We start from the raw sequence: 21799 nt of genomic DNA on the forward strand, positions 1-21799 counted from the left end.
TTTTTTTAATGTTGTTATTTATTCTCTTCGTTAGTATGTACCCGCTTCTTCAAAAAAAAAGTATAGAGCAGCGGGATAGTAGTTATAACCATAAAACCTACAATAATATAAAGCAGGTAAGCGTTGATTTCCTTTTCAAATTTCTTGCCAAGAAAATAGCCCAGCAAAGTTAAAGATGTTATCCATAAAAAAGCACCACATATATTATATAGTGCGAACTTCTTAAAATCAAGTTTGACAACTCCGGCAATAATCGGCGCAAAAGTTCTGACAATAGGTACAAATCTTCCCATGATTAAAGCAAAAGCTTGTTTTTGTGGTAGTAAGCTTCGGCAGCCTTAAGATAACGCTTTTTGAAGAAAAAAGTGTCTTTACGATCGTATAAAACAGGACCTGTCTTCTTTCCAAACCAATAACCGGTAAAATTACCCGAAACTGCTGAAACGATCAGACCGAAGATAAGTACATAGATATTTACATCCAGTTTACCCGTCGCCACAAACATACCAGCCAAAAACAATAAGTAATCGCCCGGTAAGAAAAATCCAAAAAACAATCCTGTCTCAGCAAAAATTACGAATATCAGGACGTAAAAGCCACCTTCTTTAAGTAATTTCTCAGGATCAATAAAGTGATGTACGGAGGTCCAGAAATCGTGCATAGTTCAAGTAATCGTAAAATTACAAATAATTTCCTGAGAAATGCCTATATCAGATTTAATATTATAGTTGGATAAACTCCTAAGAATATCGTGATGATTACCGATAAAATTAAAACAACTTTATATTGAACTGGTGTTTCTAAAACGATATCAGCCCCTTCTTTAAAGTACATAGCTACAATTACTCTTAAGTAATAGTAAAACCCTACAAGCGCGTTTAAAATAGCAAATGCAACCAAATAAATCTGGTATTCATTCATTACGTTTAAGAACATCAGGTATTTTCCTATAAAACCAGCAGTAAGCGGTATCCCTGCAAGAGAAAGCATCGCAATAGTTAACGCCAGGGCAACTAAAGGATTACGTTTTCCTAATCCATTGAAACTCTCGAAAGTATCATGTCCGGTTTTCTGTTTCACCAGGATCAATACTGCGAAAGCAATAATGCTGGCGAAAGTATAAGCCGCTGCGTAAACCATTACATTGTTAGCTGAATTAGCCGTCAAAGTAACTAAAGAGAATAACAGGTAACCTGCATGAGAGATACTTGAATAAGCAAGCATCCTTTTGAAGTTCTTTTGAAAAAGGGCTGTAACGTTACCGATAAACAGGGTAATGCATACAATAGCCATCAATGGTGGCATCAGAAATCGTGAAGTGGTGCGAAAGTACCAGCGAAAAGGCGCAGGAAAGCCGCAAAACCAGCAGTTTTCACTACTGTAGACATGAATGCTGTAATTAAAGAGGGTGCGCCTTCATATACATCCGGAGTCCAGAAGTGGAAAGGTGCTGCACCAATTTTAAAACATAAACCAACCATGATCAGAATCACCCCAGGGTAAAACAGAGGAGATACCGCCTGGTAGTTGCCAACCAGGTATTGATTGATCGCATGCAGACTGAATGAACCAGTTGCACCATAAACTAAAGTGATCCCGAATAAAAGGAAACCTGTAGAAAAGGCACCCATCAGGAAGTATTTTAAAGAAGCCTCATTAGAAGCGAAATTGCTCTTTCTGATACCTGCAAGAATATACAGGGCCACAGACATAATTTCTATTCCAATAAATAACATAGACATATTGGTATAAGAAACCATGATCACAATCCCTGCAAGGGCGAATAGGATCAATGTATAGTATTCAGCTACATTTTCACTGTCTTTGGAGAAGTAATTCTGCGTCAGTAAAAAGATAAAAATAGTTCCTAAAATCGTAAGAGATGAAAAGGCTATGGCAAAATTATCCATCTCCATCATTCCATAATACACTGCATTAGAATTCCAGGCAGTAACTGCAAAGGCCAGAGAGATCAGTAACCCCACAAGAGTTAGTGGTAACAAAGCCTTTTTTGCTTTGAATAAACCTGCATAAAGCACCGCTAAAGCTGTAACAACAATTGTTATAATGATATTCATTTCCTTATTTTACCGATGTTAATTTTTGATTTACCTGTTCTAATAATTGTTGTACCGAAGCTTCTGATAAATGCAGAATTGGCTTAGGGTATACTCCCAGTACGATAATCAACGCACAAATTATAAACAATACAATTTGCTCTGTTCCTTTAATATCTGCAAATCCTACAGTAAGGTCATTTGTTTTGCCTAACATGATATTCTGGTACAGGCGGAACATATACACACCGCACCAAAGATAACAGTCAGACCGGCAAATACGACAGCCCAGATATTGTACTGGTAAATACCGATCAGCAACAGAAACTCTCCGATGAAACCATTTGTTCCTGGTAAAGCTACCGTTCCAAGCACAATGATCAGAAATGCAATAGCTAATTTTGGTGCCGATTTCGCAATACCACCCAGCTCAGCAATAGTATTTGTTTTTACCCTTGAGAAAATAATATCAAGTACAAAAAACAAACCGATTACGTTTACACCGTGACTCAACATTTGAATCATCGATCCTTGCAAACCCTGCATGTTTAAAGCAAAGATACCTGCTGAGATCAATCCTACGTGAGCAATCGAAGAATAAGCAATCAGTCTTTTTGCATCCTTTTGTTTAAAAGCAATAAGGGACGCATATACAATTCCTATAATAGACAATATGATCGCTATATTACCCCAATCCTGTACGCCTGCTGGTACGATTGGCAATAACCATCTGATCACTCCGTAAATACCATTTTTAACATGATACCCGAAAGCAGCATCGTACCTGCGGCTGGTGCCTCAGTATAAGTATCCGGCTGCCAGGTATGGAATGGGAAAATTGGCATTTTAATCGCAAAAGCGATAAAGAATGACCAGAATATCCATCCCTGCTGAACAGGATCTAAATGAAGCTGATAAAATGCCTGTATATCAAAGTTATGTGCAGGATTCTGCAAGTACAGGTAAATGATCCCTAATAACATGAACAAAGAACCGGCAATGGTGTAAACAAAGAACTTCATGTTTACTTTAATGCGGTCTTTACCCCCCCAGATCGCACAAATAAAGTAGATCGGGATTAAGGCAGCTTCCCATCCGATATAGAATAAGAAAGCATCCATTGCAGTAAATACAACAAGCAGACCTGCCTGCATAAATAGTATTAAAGCAAAGAATCCAGCTGGTGATTTATAATTATGCTGATAACTTGCCAGGATAATAATAGGCACCAATACGTTGGTTGGTTAGCAATACAGTGATTAATGAAGCTGATCCCGTCGATACCTGCATGGAAATGAATTCCAAGATCCTGAATCCACGGTAAATTAACCACAAACTGTGTGCTTGCGTCAGGAATAAACTGTCCGGCAACAGCAGCTGTTAATGCCAGTGAAGCAACAGCGAAAGCCAGGGCAACATGTTTAGCGGCATTACCGGTAAATGCCGTAACCAGTGCACCAATTACTGGCAGAAATATTAGAAGTATTAAAAGTTGTTCCATTATGTTTTCTTGGACGATCTTTTACAGAGATAAATAAGTATACAATAACAACGAGATGATTCCAACCACCATCATAAAAATATAGAACCCAACATTACCTGATTGTAATAATCTGACTCCTTTACTTGCTTCTGATGTGCTCCATCCTAAACCATTGACAATACCGTCAATAATCTTTTTATCAAATACCTTATAAAAGAATACTGAAATAGCATCCAGAGGTTTTCTGATCAAAGTATCATAGATCTCATCAACATAGAAATTTATGATAAGATAGTTTTGCCAATGCGGAACGTTGTCCTTCGTCTGCAACAGGAATATGGTTTTGCTTCACGTATTTGCTATAAGCAAATGCGATAGAGATCAGCACACCCACAACTGAAACAGCCATTAAAATATATTCAGTAGCATGATCCGGCGCTTCTCCATGATGCTGGATAACGGGTGCAAGCCAATGCGATAACCAATGAGAACCACCCAGCGATTCAGGAATACCAATTGCACCACCGATAGCTGAAAGCACAGCAAGAACAATTAATGGTATAGTCATGCTTTTTGGTGACTCATGAATTTTTTCTTCAGCATGATGTGTTCCTCTGTATTTACCAAAGAAGGTAAGGAACAACATTCTGAACATATAAAATGCAGTTAAGAAGGCAGTAAATACCCCGATTGCCCACATTACTTTATTGTACTCATATACATGAGAAAGAATTTCGTCTTTAGAGAAGAAACCTGAGAACGGAGGTAAGCCCGAAATAGCTATGGTACCAATCAGCATGGTTAGAAAAGTAACCGGAAGTTTTTTACGTAAACCACCCATATGTCTCATATCCTGCTCATGGTGCATTGCATGAATTACCGATCCTGCACATAAGAACAATAATGCTTTAAAGAAAGCATGTGTAATCACGTGAAAGAAAGAGCCGTTATAAGCACCAACTCCTAAGCCTAAGAACATATATCCCAGTTGCGAAACTGTAGAATAAGCCAGGACTTTTTTAATGTCTGTTTGTGTCAGGGCAACCAATGCACCCATAACAGCTGTTGCCAGACCAATAATTGCGATTAAATGCTGTACTACCGGAGCAAGATCAAATAATACATTTGAACGTGCAATCATATAGATACCAGCTGTTACCATTGTTGCTGCGTGAATCAGGGCAGAAACTGGCGTTGGTCCAGCCATTGCATCCGGTAACCAAGTAAATAAAGGAATCTGTGCAGATTTACCACAGGCACCAACAAATAATAACAAGCAATTAATGGAATGGTAGAATCGCCGGAAACCATATTACCTGCCAGAGGGAATATTTTAGAGAACTCAACACTACCGAAAGTAGTAAAGATCAGGAAGACCGCAATCAAAAAGCCAAGATCACCAATACGGTTCATCACAAAGGCTTTTTTCGCTGCTGTAGCGTAACTGCTGTTGGTAAACCAGAAGCCTATCAATAGATAAGAGCATAAACCAACGCCCTCCCATCCGATAAACATCACAATATAGTTTGACCCAAGAACCAGCAATAACATGAAAAAGATAAACAAGTTTAAATAGCTGAAGAATTTACCGAATCCTTCGTCATCATGCATATAACCGATTGAGTATACATGAATCAGGAAACCGATTCCGGTAATGATCAGTAACATGATTGAACTCAGCGGATCTACCAGGAAGGAAACCGGGATTTTTAAGGCACCGGCACTGATCCAGTCAAACAAGAAAATCTCATGCGATTTCACAGCATCGTTGCCTAAAGCTAAAAAGATGCCGATACTAATCACAAAAGATATGAATATCACGCTACTCCCAATAAAACCTATCAGGTTTTTGGATAATGTATTTCTCCCAAGACCGTTGATGATAAAGCCTAAAAGAGGAATTAACGGAACCAGCCAAACTAAATTTATCATTTTATAATTTATTCTTAATAATTACCACTTAAGGCGATTCAATACATTAATATCTGTTGACTGCGTATTTCTGTAAACCATTACAATAATACTTAAGCCCACTGCTACTTCGGCCGCTGCCAAAGCCATGATGAAAAATACAAACACCTGCCCCGAAGGATCATTGCTATGTACAGAGAAAGCGGTAAGTAATAAATTAACAGCATTCAGCATCAATTCTACCGACATAAAAATTACGATAGCATTTCTGCGGGTCAGTACGCCTATTACACCGATGGTGAAAATAATAGCACTTAACCATATATAATGATTAAGCGGTACACCCTGTAAGGTTTGAGTAAGATTATTCACTATACTTTTTCTTTTTTAGTTAATAATACGGCACCCACCATAGCTGTAAGCAATAGAATTGAAGACAATTCGAAAGGCAGCATAAACGGACCGAACAATTCTTTACCCAGGTTCTTAACCAGACCTAAGTTTGGATTCTGCAATACTAACGGATTAGATACAGCTGTAGCTTTTAAAGAACCTATCAGTGTCACAACCAGACAACATCCGGCTACGATACCTACAACTTTTACCAAACCTGACTTTAAGGGCTCGTTCTCTTTATTGAGATTGAGCAGCATCAGAACAAACAGGAATAGAACCATAATTGCCCCCATGTACACAATAAAGTTTACTACTGCCAGAAACTGGGCATTAAGCAAAATGTAATGGACTGTGAACGTAAAAAACGTTACGATCAGATAAAGTACACTATGCACCGGGTTCTTCGCGAAAATCACCATCAGTGAAAAGAAAATACTTAAAAAAGCGACCAAATAGAATACTGATGTACCCATTTTATTATTTTTGTTTTAAAGCCGTGTGAACGACAAATGTATAAACTGTTTATATCAAGAAGCGTATGAACACTTCAATTTCATTATTTCTTTAAAAGAGGCTCTTCTACCAGTTTATCTTTACCGTAAATAAAGTCTTTACGTAAATAATCTGAAGGAACGATTGGCCCGTCAAGATAAATTGCCTCTTTCGGACAAGCCTCTTCACATAAACCACAGAAAATACAACGCAGCATATTGATCTCATATACGGCAGCGTATTTCTCTTCTCTGTACAAGTCCTTTTCTTCTGGCTTACGTTCAGCAGCAATCATAGTGATTGCTTCTGCAGGGCACGATAATGCACATAATCCACAGGCAGTACAACGTTCTTTTCCGTCCTCATCTCTTTTAAGGGAATGCATCCCTCTCCAGTTGATAGACATTTCACGCTGAACTTCAGGATACCTGATCGTCGCTTCTTTTTTGAAGAAGTGACTAATCGTGATCGCCAGACCTTCCTAATGCAGGCAGATACATCCGCTCCGCAAAATTAAGTGGCTTTTGTATTAATATTTTCTTTTTACTGGTTAATGGTTCCATTAAACCTCCTTTTATATTCCGCTGAGCGGATAGTTAAAACTTTTCTACTATTGCAATCACAATACCTGTGATAATTACATTCGCTATTGCAATTGGAATTAATACTTTCCAACCTAAATGCATCAGCTGATCGTAACGGAAACGAGGAATTGTCCATCTTACCCACATAAAGAAAAATATAAATGCGAATATTTTAGCGAACAATACTGCCGTTCCAATTAACGGTGCGATCACAGGACCTGCTTGTGTCAGTACCCAATCCATACCCGGATAATTATATCCTCCGAAGTATAAGGTAGCCATCACTGCCGAAGACACAAACATGTTGATATATTCAGCAAACAGGTAAAAACCTAATTTCATGGAAGAATACTCTGTATGGTATCCACCAATTAATTCAGTTTCACATTCAGGTAAATCGAATGGCGCTCTGTTGGTTTCAGCAAATGCACAAATGATAAATAACAGGAAGCCTAATGGCTGATAAAGCACGTTCCAGCGCCATCCATGCTGCATATCCACAATTTCTTTCAGACTCATCGTATTAGTCACCAATAACAAGGCGATAATAGAAAGTCCCATAGCCACCTCATAACTGATATTCTGCGAAGCCGCACGAATAGCACTTAAAAAAGAGAGTATTTATTGTTAGAAGCCCAGCCTCCGATCATTACGCCATAAACACTTAGAGAAACAACTCCGAAAATGTATAAAACACCAACGTTAATATCAGTGACCTGTAAAGGGATAATCCTTCCGGCTGCTGTAGTAATCGGACTTCCCCATGGAATAACTGCCGTTCCGATACAAGCCGTTAGCATCGCTAAACCCGGCCCAACCATAAACAGCCATTTATTAGCATGAGTAGGGATAATTTCTTCTTTCATGAACATTTTCAGTCCATCAGCCAATGGCTGCAGGATTCCAAAAGGGCCTGCACGATCCGGTCCAAGCCTGTCCTGTAAAAAAGCGGCAACTTTTCTTTCCGCGTATGTAGAATACATAGCGATAACTAAACTTATACCAAAAATGATAGCAACAAGTATAAATTTTTCTATGACGAATGAGATATCCATTAGAATTTAGCGGTTTTTTCCAGTTCAACTTTATTTGCTTCCTGCAAACGAAGATCTTCCTGAATAACAGGTAAAGGAATCATCGTTTCATAGTGATTAGAAGAGATTACCGAAGTATCACTGATGTGTGTAGGATGCTCAATTGTCCAGTCTGCTGTTTTCTTTTTATCGAAACGGCAGGTGTTACAAATGAACTCTTCAACTTCACCGTAAATATCTTTACGGGCAGTTACCCTTAAAACATCTTCCCCTTTATACCATAAAGTCACTTTACCACTACAAGTAGGGCAGTCTCTATGCGCATCAACAGGTTTTGTAAACCAAACCCTGTTTTTGAAAGGAAAGTTTTATCAGTTAAAGCTCCAACCGGACATACATCAATAACGTTCCCGGAGAAATCATTATCAACAGCAGTCTGGATATAAGTAGAAATTTCTGAGTGATCACCTCTGTTCAAGATACCGTGAACACGTTTATTTGTAATCTGATCTGCTGTAAACACACAACGGTAGCATAAAATGCACCTGTTCATATGTAACTGGATCTTATCACCTATATCGATACGCTCAAAAGTACGGCGCTCAAATTCATAACGTGTTTTCTGTAAACCATGCTCATAACCCAGATTCTGCAAGTCGCATTCTCCGGCCTGATCACATACAGGACAGTCAAGCGGGTGGTTAATTAACAGCATTTCTACCACACCACTTCTGGCTTCAATTACTTCAGGAGAAGTAATATTCTGCACTTCCATCCCGTCCATTACTGTGGTACGGCACGAAGCAACCAGCTTAGGCATTGGTCTTGGGTCTTTTTCAGAACCCTTGCTTACTTTTACTATACAGTACAAGTACGGCATTTACCTCCACTACCTTCTAATTTAGAATAGTAGCACATTGCAGGAGGCACAATGTCCCCTCCTATTTGCCTTGCAGCATTCAGGATCGTTGTACCGGGCTCTACTTCGACGGTTATCCCGTCTATGGTTACCTTAACTTTTTCACTCATTGTTAAAGATATTCTTTTATCATTCCAGCATTTTCAATCAAAAACACAGGTCAGACAGTTAATTTTCCTGTTTTACTTCTGCTTTAGCAATAGGTACTGCATAATTAGCGATACCATAATTTCCCTGAAGACTTTTTATAGGCTCTTTCACATGCCATTCAAACTCATCTCTGAAATGTCTGATTGCACTTGCTACAGGCCATGCAGCAGCATCTCCTAAAGGACAAATTGTATTTCCTTCGATCTTCTTAGACACGTCAACCAATAAGTCAATATCACTCATTTTACCATGTCCGTGCTCCAGTCTGTGTAATACTTTTTCCATCCATCCAGTACTTCACGGCAAGGAGAACACTGTCCACAGCTTTCATGATGATAAAAGCGGGAAAAGTTCCAGGTGTTTCGTACAATACACTGATCTTCATCAAAAGCGATAAAACCACCTGAACCTAACATCGTTCCGGTAGCAAATCCACCTTCAGAAAGAGATTCGTAACTCATTAAACGTGGTTCACCGTTAGCCAATTTAAGCGTTAGGTTAGCTGGCAATACCGGAACAGAAGAACCTCCGGCTACAGTAGCCTTCAATCTTTTGCCATTAGCAATACCACCACAATATTCATCAGAATAAATGAACTCTTCTACCGGAAGACCTAATTCTATCTCGTATACACCTGGTCTTACCAGATTCCCCGAAGCAGAGATCAATTTCGTTCCGGTACTGCGTCCAATACCGATTTTCATATATTCATCACCACCTTCGTTAATGATAGGCACGACAGCGGCAATAGATTCAACGTTGTTAACTACTGTAGGACAGCCAGCCATACAAACCAGCAATAGCCGGAAATGGCGGTTTAATCCTTGGATTACCCCTTTTACCTTCCAGTGATTCTAATAAAGCCGTTTCTTCCCCGCAGATATAAGCTCCGCCACCCGGCTGAACATAAATCTCCAGATCATAACCCGACCCTAAAATATTTTTTCCTAAAAAGCCTGCAGCTTTTGCTTCTGCGATTGCTCTTTCCAGAATCCTGATTTGCGGCATCATCTCTCCACGTACGTAGATATAAGATGTTTTAGCGCCCAATGCATAACTTGACACAATCATTCCTTCAATTAAAGCATGAGGAATGTAAGTCATCAGGTAACGGTCTTTAAAAGTACCCGGCTCTGATTCATCAGCATTACATACCAGGTAGCGCGCAACACCTTCTGGTTTAGCCAGAAAGCTCCACTTCATTCCTGTAGGGAAACCTGCACCTCCACGGCCGCGTAATCCAGACTTTTTAACTTCTTCTACCACTTCATCAGGGGTAAGAGTTTTCAAAGCTTTCTCCACAGCACGCACGATAGCCGCCTTTCTGGCGATAAACATCAAGAGTATTGATGCCTGGTACGTTTATATGTTCTAATAAGAGTTTACGGGCCATTATTTTTTGCGTAATTCTTCTATCAATGTGTCTACCTTTTGATTGTCGAGGTTTTCATAAAAAGTGTATTCAGGGCCTATTTGCAGAACCGGGCCGTAACCGCAGGCTGCAAGACATTCAACACCTCTCCAGCTAAATAAACCATCAGCTGTAACCTCACCTTCTTTCACCCCAAGAGTCTGTTCCATATGCTCCATCAGTTTTTCTGCTCCTACCAGGCAGCAAGGCCCGGTGCGACAAACTTCTAAAACATATTTACCCTTTGGCTGCAAGAAGTACATACTATAAAAAGAGGCTACCTCGTAAACTTCGATAGGTTCAATTTTTAAATATGCTGCTACTTTATCCATCGCATTGGAGCTTAACCAACCCAGCTCTGCCTGAACTTCGTGAAGTATAGGCAATAGGGATTTTTTTGTTTCCCATCAGGATATCTACTTGAAATTTCATCACACTTTGCGATCAAAGCTGACGAAAACTCTACTGTTGTTGTTCTTCTACTTTAAGCATCTAATTCTCCGGCAATAATATTCATACTACTCATGTTGATAATGGCATCAGACAGTAACATTCCTTCACTCATCTTCGCATACATGGAATAATTGATAAAACTAGGTCTTCTGAAGTGCAGACGGTAAGGTGTTCTTCCACCGTCATTGATCAGATAAAAACCAAGTTCTCCGTTTCCGCCTTCAACAGCATGATATACTTCAGCTTTAGGTGCATCAATCTCTCCCATTACAATTTTGAAATGGTAAATCAAGGCTTCCATATTGTTATATACTTCTTCTTTAGCAGGCAGATAAAAATCAGGAACGTCTGCATGGAAAACTCCGGCAGGTTCATGTTTGATTTTTTCCAATGCCTGTTCAATCAGGCTTACACTTTGCCACATTTCTTCGTTACGACTAAATAACGGTCGTAAATGTCACCACTTGTACCTACTGGAACTTCGAAATCGAATTCATCATAAGAACAATAAGGCTCGCTTACACGCACATCATAATCCACACCAGTTGCACGTAACAAAGGACCAGTCCAACTGTAACTTAAAGCGTCTTCAGGGGTAACGCAGGCAACGCCGGCAGTACGGTCAATGAAAATACGGTTACGGTTAAGCAGGCTTTCAAATTCCCTTAAAGCAACAGGGAACTCTTTTAAGAATTTATTGATTTTAGCAAAGGCGATATCATTGAAATCTCTTTCAAAACCACCTATACGGCCAATATTTGTTGTTAAACGCGCACCGCAGATTTCTTCATAAATTTCATAGATATGCTCTCTGAACTGAAAAAGATATAAGAAGGTGGTTGTTGCACCCGTATCCTGTGCGATAATCGTATTACAGATAATGTGATCTGAAATACGCGCCAGTTCCATAACGATGATCCTTAGATAATCTACACGTTTTAGGTACGGTTATATTTAACAATTTCTCTACTGTCATGTGCCATCCCATATTATTAATAGGTGATGAGCAGTAGTTTAACCTGTCTGTCAGAGGTGTAATCTGATAGAAAGGCCTGTGTTCAGCAATCTTTTCAAAAGCGCGGTGAATATACCCTATGGTAGAAACTCCGCTCACAATACGCTCTCCGTCTAACTGGAGTACGTTTTGGAAAACACCGTGTGTTGCAGGGTGAGTAGGACCTAAGTTTAAGGTTACCAACTCATTCTGAGGATCGTTGTCTGTATATACTGGTTGATTGTGATTCATGTTCTTATCTACCAAAGTATTCGTCTTTTTTATCAACTCTGTTTGGATCTTCTAAAGGATATTGTTTTAACATCGGATGAACATTTAGTTCGTCCATATTCAAAATCCTTCTTAAATCCGGGTGACCTTCAAACTTAACGCCGAAGAAGTCATATGTTTCTCTTTCCATCCAGTTTGCACCGTTCCAAAGAACAGTAGCCGTAGGAATTAGTGGAGTTTGTTCGTGTATAAACACCTTCACTCTGATCCTGATTTTGTTCACCATGTTATGTAAATGGTAAACTACAGCGATGTGTTTAGTGTCAGGATAATGAACCGCAGTGATATCAGTAAGGAAGGCAAAATTTGCACCTTCTGCTTCTTTAAGAAACTTAAGTACATCAATAATCACATCCTTAGTGGTTTCTACCGTAAGCAAACCGTAAGGTTCGTTCACACCACTTACTTTAGCTCCGAAACGGTCAGCTAACAGCTGTATTACGCTACTATTATTAACCTCTGCCATTATTCGATACCGTATGAAGCCAACATTTGTTTGTACTGATCAGAATCTCTTCTTCTGCCAGATTCATTTCTTACTAATTCCTGAATCTTACCAAAGCCATCTAAAATTGCTTCAGGTCTTGGCGGACAGCCAGGGACATAAACATCTACAGGAATAATCTCATCAATTCCCTGTAAAACTGATAAGTGTCAAAAATACCACCGCTTGATGCACATGCACCTACCGCCATTACCCAACGGGGTTCTGCCATCTGTAAATACACTTGCTTTAAAACAGGACTCATTTTTTTAGCTATGGTACCCATAACCATTAATAAATCTGCCTGACGTGGAGAAAAACTTAAACGTTCTGAACCAAAACGACCAAAATCATAGTGCGAACCCATTGTTGCCATGAATTCAATTCCACAGCATGAAGTTGCAAATGGCAATGGCCATAATGAATGGGAACGGGCTAAACCAATAACCTTGTCTAAAGAAGTAGCGAAAAAGCCAGATCCTTCAATGCCTGGAGGCGCGTCTACTATATTGATGTCACTCATATCATAAAACAAAAAAGGCTCATTCTAATACAGAATGAACCACAAATCTACAATATTTCGAGCCAAATTGGCTTAGTCTATCTCGATTTAGAACCGATCTAAATAATTAATTCCAATCGAGAGCTTTCTTCTTCAGAATGTAATAAAGCCTAATAAAAGTGTTGCCATAAAGACAAACATCTCGATTAGTCCTGGCCAGCCAAGCTCTCTGAAATTAACTGCCCATGGGTACATAAAGATAACTTCTACGTCGAATAGAACAAATAGGATAGCGACAAGGAAGTATTTAATGGAGAACGGCTGACGCGCATTACCTACTACTTTAATACCTGCTTCGAAAGTTCCCAGTTTATCGCTGGTTTTACGGGAAGGGCCTAAGAAGTGAGTTGCAATAAGGGTTACCACAACAAAGCCCAGGGCTACGATAACTTGAAAAATAATTGGTAAAAAGTCTGAAGGCAAACTTTGCGTTTCCATATAATCTTAATTAGGCTACAAAAGTAAAAGAAAAAAGGGGGAAATCAAATAATTGAAAAAGACAAGCTATGTTCGGCCGGCATTGCCTTCGCTGAAGGGCTCGGAAAGCTATGTCCTCACATTAGCTTGTCTTTTTCAATTATCCGTACTGCACCCCTGTTTGGTCTTTTACCAGACGCCTATTAAGGTGAATGCGCTCTTTGGGTTGCGGGTTGGATAGTTGAGCGGAGAAACTGATGATATGGTTAGAGAAGAAACTTTGCAGCGATACTTATGATGATACTTTACGGCGAAGCTTGTGGAGAGTCTTTTGTCCATTATCTCTACATGATGTGGCTAAATTGTACATTTCGTTTTAGGTAATTTAGAACAAACAAATAATATATGCTTAGACAACGACTATTGATCTGCCTGGCTACACTACTTTTTTATTTTCCTGCGGAAGCACAAAGTGATCTTACGAGTGATAGTGTGGACGTGTTTATTAAAAATAAAATGCAGCAACTCTATATTCCTGCACTGCAAGTGGCCATTGTCAGAGGCGGAAAAATGATCAAACTAAGCAGTTACGGAATAGCCAATCTTGAAAATTCTATTCCCGCAACTGATGAAAGCTTATTTTCCATTAACTCCTGTACAAAATCCTTTGTGGGTGTAGCCATTATGCGCAGCTTCAGGAGGACGGCAAACTCAACATCAATGATCCGATCTCAAAATATCTGGATAGCTTACCTGAAGCCTGGAAAGAAGTAACCTTAAAGCAGACACTGGCTTGCATTTCAGGTCTTCCTAATATTATTGACGAATACGAACATGTATTAGAAGGCGGGAATGTGACTGCGGCATGGGCCAAAGTAAAAACCCTTCCCATGGAATTTAAACCCGGCGAAAAATACAGCTATAACCAGACAGGATACGTAATTCTGGGGATGATTATTAATAAACTCAGCGGAGTGCACTTCACCAAATTTATTGAAGACCGCCAGTTCAGGGCCGCCGGGATGAAATTAACCCGTTTCGGCGATTCACACGATATTATACCTCATTCTGCTGGCGCTTATACGACGCAGAACAATATAAACGGCCGTTGGACCAGCAGTGGTGAATTAAAAATTGCTTATGTAGAATTCCCGCCGTTTTTCAGAACAGCCAGCGGTATAATCTCTAATGCCAGAGAAATTGCTCAATGGATCATTGCCCTTCAGTATGGCCAGTTGCTAAAACAAAAATCCAGCTTGGATTTACTATGGACTTTTGTGCCACTGAATAATGGAAAACCTGGTGGCTTTAACAAGTTACTGAACGGCTATGCCCTTGGCTGGCCTGTCGCAGTAAGAAACGAACATCCGGCTGTAGGCCCGGTGGGCGGAATGAGAACTTCTTATTTCGTTTACCCAAAAGATGATCTTTCAGTCATAATACTGAGTAATTTACAGGGTGCCAATCCAGAGTATTTTATTGATGAAATTGCCGGATACTATATCCCCGATATGAAAGAGTCCAATGATTTTGGTTTATCCCCATCAGTCAAAAAATTAAAAATGGCCTTAATCAAACAGCAATATAACAATGCCTTAAAAACAGCAAGGCAGCTAAAAAAAAGTTTAGGCACAGAATTTACACTCAGCGAAGACGATCTTAACACTTTTGGATACAGACTTTTAGGAAAAAAAAAAAATAGAGGAGGCAGTAAAAGTTTTTAAATTATACACTGGTCTTTATCCAACAAGCAGCAATGCCTTTGATAGTTATGCAGAAGCCCTGGCAGCGAGCGGGAATAAAGCAGAGGCTAAAAAAAAACTACATACGTTCATTTGAACTGGATTCAAATAACACAAACGCTATACAACAGCTTTCAACTCTTCAAGGCCTTTAAGCTAATTTACATGAAATATGATCAGCGGCAAATGAATATACTGGTTCAAAAAAAAAACGGTCTCCAATTAGTTGGAGACGTTTTTTTTTTTTTTATATTCTGATTTAGAATTTACTATTTCTTCTTAGAAGGTGCTTTCGCAGCCGGAGCTGTTAATTGTTTTAAACCAGTTTGTGCATTTGCATTCGCCGGATCAATTGCTAAAGCTTTATTGAACAACTCAGTTGCTTTTCCTTTATCTGTAGGAGAATAGAAGAATCCTAAGTTAGTATAAGCTTCAACAAGGTTCTTTTTCTCTGCATCAGCAGTACCTAATTCAGGTTTTTTAACCGTTACCAGGTCTAAGTATGCTTGATAGAATGGAGCTCTTAATCCTTTTGGATTAGTCTGATCATCCATATAACCTGCAACACGACCTCTCATGATATATGCAAGAGTAAATTCAGGCTGAACTTTATTCAAGTGAGAGAAAGCTGAATCTGCTTCAACTAAAATAGTTTTGCTTGGATTCTTTTTATCTCTGTCTTTAGTTGCGTAATCAAAATAGTTAGCAGAACCTAAGTAGTAATAGTTAGTTAATGAACCTTTACCGTTAGGGTTTAATTTGATAGCTTCTTTATAAACACCTGCAGCATCTGCAAATTTCTTGTTGTTGTATAATGCTTTACCAACATCTTCTAATGCTTCTACGTTAGTAGAATCTTTAGAAATTGCTTTTCTGATGCTTTTCAAAGCCAAACTATCTTGTCCAGCAGCTAACTGAGCTTTACCTAAATAAAGATAATCGGCAGCAATTAAAACGTGAAGTATCAGGGTTCTTAGCAAAGAAGTCTGTTAACAGCTTCAAACTCTCAGGGCTTTTGTTTTCAGCCGCTGAATAAGCTTGCAGACGGTTAATAACCACACTTTTTTGGTTGTTAGGATATAACTTTGCGATCTCAGCAGTTTCAGTTTCTAAACCTTTGAAGTCTTTTGCATAAAACAAGAATTGCGCATAACGTAATCTTGAATCAAAAGATGAATCAGTTAAGTCCATGTATTTTTTGAAGTTCTCTAATGCTTGTTTAGTTTTTTCTGCATAATGAGCTGGTTCAAAATTTGCCCATTGCATGTATAACTCAGCAATTTCACGGTAAGCAGGACCATAGTTAGGATCTGCAGTAATTACTTCTTTTAATTGTGTTTCAGACTCAGGAAATGCTCTTGACTCTTTGTACATTCTACCAATCTGAACTTTAGCTCTTACTAAACCTTCATTGATATTCAATGCGCGTAAGTAGTTGCTTAATGCTTCAGAATTTCTTTTGTGCTGCGTATAAATCACCCAAAGCCAAAAATGTCTCTGGATCTTTATCTGCTGCATCTACTTCGTCTGCTTTTGTAAGGTTAGTTAAAGCTGCAGCGAAATCCGGTTTTGCCTGCGCGATGTAAGCTTTACCAATGTATAGGTATGGAGTATGGTCTTTCTTAGAAGCTAATGAAATAGCTTTATCAAAATTTGTTTTAGCTGATGCTGCATTGTTAGCAGCAAGATCTGCCTGTCCCAATCCAACATAGTTTAATGCATATTTAGGATCGGCTGTAATTCCTTTATTAAAAACTGCCTTAGCTGAATCTACATATTCGTTATGCAGATATACATCACCTAAGTTAAAATAGTTCTCTCCTTTACCTGCCTGAGAACTTACCAGTGATTTAAGCATAGAAGTAGCCTTTGCATACTGCTCAGCGTCAATCGCTTTTTTTGCATCATTCAAGTTTTGAGCAAAAGAGGCAGAACCCATCACTACTAAACCTAAACTTAAGGTCATTGCTTTCTTTGTCATTTTCATTCTTTTTCTGTTTGAGTTTTAATGGTAATGAAGCTTGCATGAAACATGCAGGTTTCATTCGTTCCTTATTTTTTGTTTAATGTATAAGCTAATTCGTTTTTTTTTTTCTATTTCCTAACCGCTGCCAGGCCAGGGCTCAATATAATACTAATTTTTTTTTTTTATATTAATCTCTCTCGGATTCATCTTATTTGGGCCAAGTCCGGATTTCAAAACAATCAACTGACCTCTCTGTCCCGTTAACCACGTTGCAAAACCCGTGCCTAAACCATTTTTACCTTCTGCATTAATAATATATATATTCCTCAAAAAAGGATATATACCATCAATTAAATTCTTTTGAGTAGGCTTGTAAAAGGTATCATCACCTTTTTTGCCCTTGGTGTTCTTCACACCCATAACTTTCACCTTAGTGGTAAAGTCCTGCTGATCTCTGCTACTTTTAAGTAACCAGTTCACTCCAACAACCCAATATAGTTCTTATGTTCTGCAACGTACTTTATAACGTCATTATTGTTCTGCAAAGTATAAATACCTGATTTAGGTAAATCCTTAACTTTTGCAAGGTCTTTAAAGTAGCGTAAAGTGCTCGAATAAGCATTATCGAAAACCAATTGTTTTCCAGAAGCGGAAGTCCCTTTTAAAATGGAAACTACTTCGTCAGCAGTAATTGTAGAATCGGGGTTATCATTCCCCGTAATCAATGCAATACCATCAATAGCAAACCTGGAAGTAAATATTGGAATACTTCTTCTAGAATAGGCTTTTTCTTCGTCAGGTGTAAGCATTCTTGATAAAATTGCTACCCTTACACTATCATTTAAGAAAGTAGGCAATATTTTATTCTCATTTCCCTGGGTCAATTCGAATTTCGCATCCGGATAGTCCAGCTTGAAAACTTCAATCTGATCTTGCAGAACCGAAGAAAAGCTCTCGTCAACAAGCACTTTTACTGTGCCCGAAACACGCGATCCCCCCCCATCATCACTTTTAGGTTTTTGCTTACAGGCAATAAATAAAAATAATGGCAGGATAAAAAATAGCTTTCTCATTCTAATTGTCTTTTTGATTAATCAAACGGAAAAATCTTATGATCGCATAAACGATCAGTAACAGACCGAACAGGATCCGGTAGGTAGGCTTAATCTCAAATGGAATGTCTTTCCAGAAGATCAGAGCAGCTCCAAGTACCAGGTACATGGTCAGCATCACTAGGCCTAAAATGAACAGAAATCGCTGTTGAGGCGATTTCTGCTTAAATGTATTGAAGTCAAACATTATAATAAATAATATTAGTTAGATAAAGTAAAACTGATCGGGATGTTATACTTAACACGAACAGGTTTACCATTCTGGATACCAGGAGTCCATTTTGGACTAGCCTTTAATACCCTGATGGCTTCTTCATCAGTACCACCACCAAGTTTACGCTCAACTTTAATATCAGTCAGACGACCATCTTTCTCTACTACGAAAGATAAGAACACCTTACCCTGAATATTATTTTCCTGAGCCATAGGAGGATATCTTACTGCTTTATGCAAGTATGCATAAAACTTGTCCATACCTCCAGGGAAACCTGGCTGAGTTTCGATACTTACAAAGTCGTAAACTTTAGTATCTTCTACTACTGCTGCTTGTTTAGGGCCTTCTCCTACTGGTCCAACCACTACGATATCAGCACCCGGATCACCTTCGATTGTTTTCTGACCTGGGTCAGCTGCTTTTAACTGCTCAATCTGAGGAGGGTCTTCATCACGTACCTGGTTATCCGGTTTTACAATCGGAGGAGGGAACTTGATTTGATCCGTCTTTGGTGGCGGTGGCTCAACCGGTGGCGGTGGAGGTGTTTTTGGATCCACCGGTGGCGGTGGTGCAACAGTAACTTCAACTTGTTTCACAATTTCCTCTTCAGGAAGCTGACCTTTGATCAAAGTGACGATCTTAGGTAAAAGAAACAAAAATATAAAGCTGCTGCCGAAGCAAAAAGTAGTGCTCTTGAAGTATTCGCGCCATTTTGTTTACGTAGCTCATAAGCTCCGTAATCCTTATTCTTTTTAGCGAAAACAACATCAAGCCATTCCTTATTGAATAAATCTATTTTAGATCCGAACATTGCTTGTTATTTAAAATGTTAATAATATTATAAAAGGTTTTGTGATTTCATAAATGCTTTTTCAGCATCAGTGATGTTTTCATCGTCAATTGCAGGAGCCGACTTGATTCCGGTAATTGCTAATTCATCCATGATATCAACAAAGTTTTTATAAGTTGCGCCAGAAGTTGGTTTAATCACCATAACGATTGATTTTCCACTTGCAGCCTGTACTTTCTGTTTGTTGTCCAGTATTGATTTTCTAATCTGGGTGAAATCCTGAACTTCAGGAGCTGACTTACCAGCCTCTCCCATGTACCATGCAACTTTATTATTTTTACCTAATAAAATCGTCATTGTCTGAGATGCTCTTAATTCAAGTCTCTGTTCAGATTTATCATCTTTATCTGGCTTCGCAATATCCATTGCGATTGGTTTATTCAGCGTGGTGGTTAACATGAAGAAGGTAATCAATAAGAACGCTAAATCAACCATCGCGGTTAAATCTACTTTCGTAGACGATTTCTTACTCCTTACTTTCCCACCTTTTTTGCCACCCCCGCCGGAGGTATCTAATTCTGCCATGTTTTAATTATTTGCTACCGCCTTCAGCAGTGGTGATTAAACTGAATTTGTTAATTTTTTGTTTTTGAAGGATGTCAACAATTTTCTTTACCATCGGGTAACCTTCTTCGGCATCACCTTTGATACTCACTCTCATTCCTTCAGAATGCAGCTCAGCAACAGCTTTACGGGATTGAAGAATCCAGTCTGCCAATTGATTATTGGTAGAATCCGTAGGGATACCTGTTTCCAGACCTGATTTTTTTCTTTTATCTCCGTCCAGCATTACAAACTGCTTTAAAACTCTGGATTGGGAACACCAAATGATCCAATAACGCTAAAGCGTTTTTTTTTTCTCTTCTGGTGTGAAATTGATTTTATATTGCTCACCTATTTTTTCCAGCGTAGCTACTTTGATATCCTGACCAGCAGCCTCGAAGAAAACTTTGTCTGCACCAATCGTTAAGATAGCGATGTCCTTTTCAGGAACTTTGATCTTATACGTTGACGTAGGAAGTCTTACATCCAAAGGATCCGGTTGTTTGGCAGTTGCTGATAAAATAAAGTAAGTAAGTAACAAGAAGGACACGTCGCACATGGCGGTCATATCAATCGAGGTACTCTTTCTTTGAACCTTTGCTCTAGGCATAATTTTAAAAATTACTTATGTTTTATATAATGATGTTAATTCTTCCGGTTTTCCATAAAGCCGGTAAAAAAAAATTACATTATTTTCTATTTATGCGTAGAAGCATAAGTTTGGATGATGCTAAAACCAGCCTCATCAATTGCATAAGTTAATTTATCAATTTTAGAAGTCAGTCAGGATGTTATACATGATAATCGCTAAAGTTGAAGTACCGATACCTGTTGCAGTATTGATAAGTGCCTCAGAAATACCTGTTGCTAACGCTGCTGAATCCGGAGCTCCAGAAGCACCTAAACCACCAAACGCCTTGATCATACCTGTTACTGTTCCTAATAATCCCATTAATGTACCAACAGATACTAATGTTGCGATTACAGTTAAGTTTTGCTCTAACATTGGCATTTCTAATGTTGTAGCTTCTTCGATATCTTTTTGGATAGCTAAACATTTTTGGTCTGTGTCCATGTTTGCTTCAACTTCCATCTCACGATATTTTTTCAAACCAGATTTGATTACGTTAGCAACCGAACCTTGTTGTTTATCGCATTCAGCCATTGCTGCTTCGATATTATTAGAATTTAAAAGAGTTTGTACTTTCTTAACAAAAGCATCTAAACTAGATGTACCAGTTGCTTTTCCGATAACGATGAAACGTTCTACTGAGAATACGATACCATTAAAAGCATACCCATTAAGATTGGAACGATTGGTCCACCTTTGTAAGCCATACCTGCATAGTTACCAACTTTAGGTAAATTCTCAACGTTGTTGTCAATAAAGTTATTTGCATCTCCAAGAACAAATTTATAAATAAGTGCCGCGATGATAATACAAATTGGAATGACTAGAGTAGCGAATAGATTTGAAGCTGATGAGCTTTCCTTTTTAACTGTTGTTGGTTTTGGTGCGTTTGTTTTTTTTTTTAGTTTTTGAGTTTTTAGTACTTTTTTTTTTTTTTAAATTTAGATTAAATATCTTGTAATACACACAACGACGAATAAAATCAAATGTTGTAATAACAAATCTACAACTTTGATTTTAATTCCAAATTAAATTATCATTACCAGGTAAATTTGTTTGTCGCATTAATTCTTCCGTCGCGGAGCCCATATTAAAAAAAGATT

16 protein-coding genes and 13 pseudogenes are annotated in these 21799 nt (G+C 38.6%); 2 read left to right on the forward strand and 27 right to left on the reverse strand.

Annotated elements, in window-relative coordinates; translation table 11 throughout:
• Positions 1-14: 14 nt before the first annotated feature.
• The 15 genes and pseudogenes from ACWYN3_RS26440 to ACWYN3_RS26510 form a co-directional block, all read right to left on the reverse strand.
• Positions 15-661, reverse strand: a pseudogene (locus ACWYN3_RS26440) (DedA family protein).
• A gap of 44 nt (positions 662-705) precedes the next feature.
• Positions 706-2078: pseudogene (locus tag ACWYN3_RS26445) on the reverse strand (NADH-quinone oxidoreductase subunit N).
• Positions 2079-2082: 4 nt separating this feature from the next.
• Positions 2083-3558, reverse strand: a pseudogene (locus ACWYN3_RS26450) (complex I subunit 4 family protein).
• Between the two features lie 21 nt (positions 3559-3579).
• Positions 3580-5472, reverse strand: a pseudogene (gene nuoL, locus ACWYN3_RS26455) (NADH-quinone oxidoreductase subunit L).
• 21 nt (positions 5473-5493) lie between these two features.
• A complete protein-coding gene (nuoK, locus tag ACWYN3_RS26460) occupies positions 5494-5823 on the reverse strand; it encodes an NADH-quinone oxidoreductase subunit NuoK (RefSeq protein WP_041883890.1) in 330 nt (109 codons plus the stop codon).
• Positions 5823-6320, reverse strand: coding sequence for an NADH-quinone oxidoreductase subunit J family protein (locus ACWYN3_RS26465; protein WP_456217049.1), 498 nt, complete (start codon positions 6318-6320; stop codon positions 5823-5825). Before ACWYN3_RS26465 ends, nuoK begins: the two co-directional genes overlap by 1 nt.
• Before the next feature lie 83 nt (positions 6321-6403).
• Positions 6404-6902 (reverse strand): annotated as a pseudogene (locus ACWYN3_RS26470) (NuoI/complex I 23 kDa subunit family protein).
• Positions 6903-6935: 33 nt separating this feature from the next.
• Positions 6936-7978 (reverse strand): annotated as a pseudogene (gene nuoH / locus ACWYN3_RS26475) (NADH-quinone oxidoreductase subunit NuoH).
• Positions 7978-8986, reverse strand: a pseudogene (locus tag ACWYN3_RS26480) (2Fe-2S iron-sulfur cluster-binding protein). Before ACWYN3_RS26480 ends, nuoH begins: the two co-directional pseudogenes overlap by 1 nt.
• 58 nt (positions 8987-9044) lie before the next feature.
• Positions 9045-10419, reverse strand: a pseudogene (gene nuoF / locus ACWYN3_RS26485) (NADH-quinone oxidoreductase subunit NuoF).
• A pseudogene (locus tag ACWYN3_RS26490) lies at positions 10419-10929 on the reverse strand (NADH-quinone oxidoreductase subunit NuoE family protein). The pseudogenes nuoF and ACWYN3_RS26490 overlap by 1 nt, the downstream one beginning before the upstream one ends.
• Positions 10922-12136, reverse strand: a pseudogene (locus tag ACWYN3_RS26495) (NADH-quinone oxidoreductase subunit D). Before ACWYN3_RS26495 ends, ACWYN3_RS26490 begins: the two co-directional pseudogenes overlap by 8 nt.
• A gap of 4 nt (positions 12137-12140) precedes the next feature.
• Positions 12141-12641, reverse strand: coding sequence for an NADH-quinone oxidoreductase subunit C (locus ACWYN3_RS26500; RefSeq protein WP_456217050.1), 501 nt, complete (start codon positions 12639-12641; stop codon positions 12141-12143).
• Positions 12641-13182, reverse strand: a pseudogene (locus ACWYN3_RS26505) (NADH-quinone oxidoreductase subunit B). Before ACWYN3_RS26505 ends, ACWYN3_RS26500 begins: the two are co-directional and overlap by 1 nt.
• Positions 13183-13288: 106 nt before the next feature.
• A pseudogene (locus tag ACWYN3_RS26510) lies at positions 13289-13659 on the reverse strand (NADH-quinone oxidoreductase subunit A).
• A gap of 384 nt (positions 13660-14043) precedes the next feature.
• On the opposite strand from ACWYN3_RS26510, the gene ACWYN3_RS26515 reads away from it, so the two are divergent.
• Positions 14044-14412 carry a serine hydrolase gene (locus ACWYN3_RS26515; protein WP_456217051.1) on the forward strand — a complete coding sequence of 123 codons (369 nt, stop codon included), beginning with the start codon at positions 14044-14046 and terminating at the stop codon, positions 14410-14412.
• Positions 14379-15362, forward strand: coding sequence for a serine hydrolase domain-containing protein (locus ACWYN3_RS26520; protein WP_456223163.1), 984 nt, complete (start codon positions 14379-14381; stop codon positions 15360-15362). Before ACWYN3_RS26515 ends, ACWYN3_RS26520 begins: the two co-directional genes overlap by 34 nt.
• 287 nt (positions 15363-15649) lie before the next feature.
• On the opposite strand, the gene ACWYN3_RS26525 is transcribed toward ACWYN3_RS26520, so the two are convergent.
• From ACWYN3_RS26525 to ACWYN3_RS26580, 12 genes and pseudogenes are all read right to left on the reverse strand, one after another.
• Entirely contained in the window at positions 15650-16360 is a 711-nt protein-coding gene (locus ACWYN3_RS26525; RefSeq protein ID WP_456217052.1) for a tetratricopeptide repeat protein, read from the reverse strand.
• Positions 16302-16802: a tetratricopeptide repeat protein gene (locus ACWYN3_RS26530; RefSeq protein WP_456217053.1), complete on the reverse strand. Its 501-nt coding sequence runs from the start codon at positions 16800-16802 to the stop codon at positions 16302-16304. The genes ACWYN3_RS26525 and ACWYN3_RS26530 overlap by 59 nt, the downstream gene beginning before the upstream one ends.
• A 25-nt stretch (positions 16803-16827) precedes the next feature.
• Positions 16828-17367: a tetratricopeptide repeat protein gene (locus tag ACWYN3_RS26535; protein WP_456217054.1), complete on the reverse strand. Its 540-nt coding sequence runs from the start codon at positions 17365-17367 to the stop codon at positions 16828-16830.
• A 147-nt stretch (positions 17368-17514) separates the two neighbouring features.
• On the reverse strand, positions 17515-17826 hold the full coding sequence (locus ACWYN3_RS26540) for a substrate-binding domain-containing protein (protein WP_456217055.1): 312 nt from the start codon (positions 17824-17826) through the stop codon (positions 17515-17517).
• The gene (locus ACWYN3_RS26545) at positions 17823-18419 is read right to left on the reverse strand and encodes a substrate-binding domain-containing protein (protein ID WP_456217056.1); all 597 of its coding nucleotides are present in this window, start codon (positions 18417-18419) and stop codon (positions 17823-17825) included. The genes ACWYN3_RS26540 and ACWYN3_RS26545 overlap by 4 nt, the downstream gene beginning before the upstream one ends.
• A gap of 1 nt (position 18420) precedes the next feature.
• Entirely contained in the window at positions 18421-18645 is a 225-nt protein-coding gene (locus tag ACWYN3_RS26550) for a hypothetical protein (protein WP_041883918.1), read from the reverse strand.
• A 14-nt stretch (positions 18646-18659) separates the two neighbouring features.
• Complete coding sequence (locus tag ACWYN3_RS26555) at positions 18660-19301, reverse strand: energy transducer TonB (protein ID WP_456217057.1); 642 nt, start codon at positions 19299-19301, stop codon at positions 18660-18662.
• Positions 19298-19483, reverse strand: a complete 186-nt coding sequence (locus tag ACWYN3_RS26560; RefSeq protein ID WP_456217058.1) for a hypothetical protein — start codon at positions 19481-19483, stop codon at positions 19298-19300. The genes ACWYN3_RS26555 and ACWYN3_RS26560 overlap by 4 nt, the downstream gene beginning before the upstream one ends.
• A gap of 27 nt (positions 19484-19510) precedes the next feature.
• Positions 19511-20047, reverse strand: coding sequence for an ExbD/TolR family protein (locus tag ACWYN3_RS26565; RefSeq protein ID WP_183882524.1), 537 nt, complete (start codon positions 20045-20047; stop codon positions 19511-19513).
• Between the two features lie 7 nt (positions 20048-20054).
• Positions 20055-20312 (reverse strand): hypothetical protein, encoded by a 258-nt coding sequence (locus tag ACWYN3_RS26570; protein WP_456217059.1) that lies wholly within the window; start codon positions 20310-20312, stop codon positions 20055-20057.
• A 51-nt stretch (positions 20313-20363) separates the two neighbouring features.
• Complete coding sequence (locus ACWYN3_RS26575) at positions 20364-20675, reverse strand: ExbD/TolR family protein (protein ID WP_456217060.1); 312 nt, start codon at positions 20673-20675, stop codon at positions 20364-20366.
• Positions 20676-20761: 86 nt separating this feature from the next.
• Positions 20762-21451 (reverse strand): annotated as a pseudogene (locus ACWYN3_RS26580) (MotA/TolQ/ExbB proton channel family protein).
• Between the last annotated feature and the right edge of the window lie 348 nt (positions 21452-21799).

The organism is Pedobacter sp. NJ-S-72, from assembly GCF_053890575.1.

Coding starts and splice junctions, on each gene's coding strand:
- ACWYN3_RS26465 (WP_456217049.1), bottom strand. CDS start 6,320: ATGGGTACATCAGTATTCTATTTGGTCGCTTTTTTAAGTATTTTCTTT.
- ACWYN3_RS26500 (WP_456217050.1), bottom strand. CDS start 12,641: ATGGCAGAGGTTAATAATAGTAGCGTAATACAGCTGTTAGCTGACCGT.
- ACWYN3_RS26515 (WP_456217051.1), top strand. CDS start 14,044: ATGCTTAGACAACGACTATTGATCTGCCTGGCTACACTACTTTTTTAT.
- ACWYN3_RS26535 (WP_456217054.1), bottom strand. CDS start 17,367: ATGAAAATGACAAAGAAAGCAATGACCTTAAGTTTAGGTTTAGTAGTG.
- ACWYN3_RS26545 (WP_456217056.1), bottom strand. CDS start 18,419: ATGAGAAAGCTATTTTTTATCCTGCCATTATTTTTATTTATTGCCTGT.
- ACWYN3_RS26550 (WP_041883918.1), bottom strand. CDS start 18,645: ATGTTTGACTTCAATACATTTAAGCAGAAATCGCCTCAACAGCGATTT.
- ACWYN3_RS26560 (WP_456217058.1), bottom strand. CDS start 19,483: ATGTTCGGATCTAAAATAGATTTATTCAATAAGGAATGGCTTGATGTT.
- ACWYN3_RS26565 (WP_183882524.1), bottom strand. CDS start 20,047: ATGGCAGAATTAGATACCTCCGGCGGGGGTGGCAAAAAAGGTGGGAAA.
- ACWYN3_RS26570 (WP_456217059.1), bottom strand. CDS start 20,312: ATGCTGGACGGAGATAAAAGAAAAAAATCAGGTCTGGAAACAGGTATC.
- ACWYN3_RS26575 (WP_456217060.1), bottom strand. CDS start 20,675: ATGCCTAGAGCAAAGGTTCAAAGAAAGAGTACCTCGATTGATATGACC.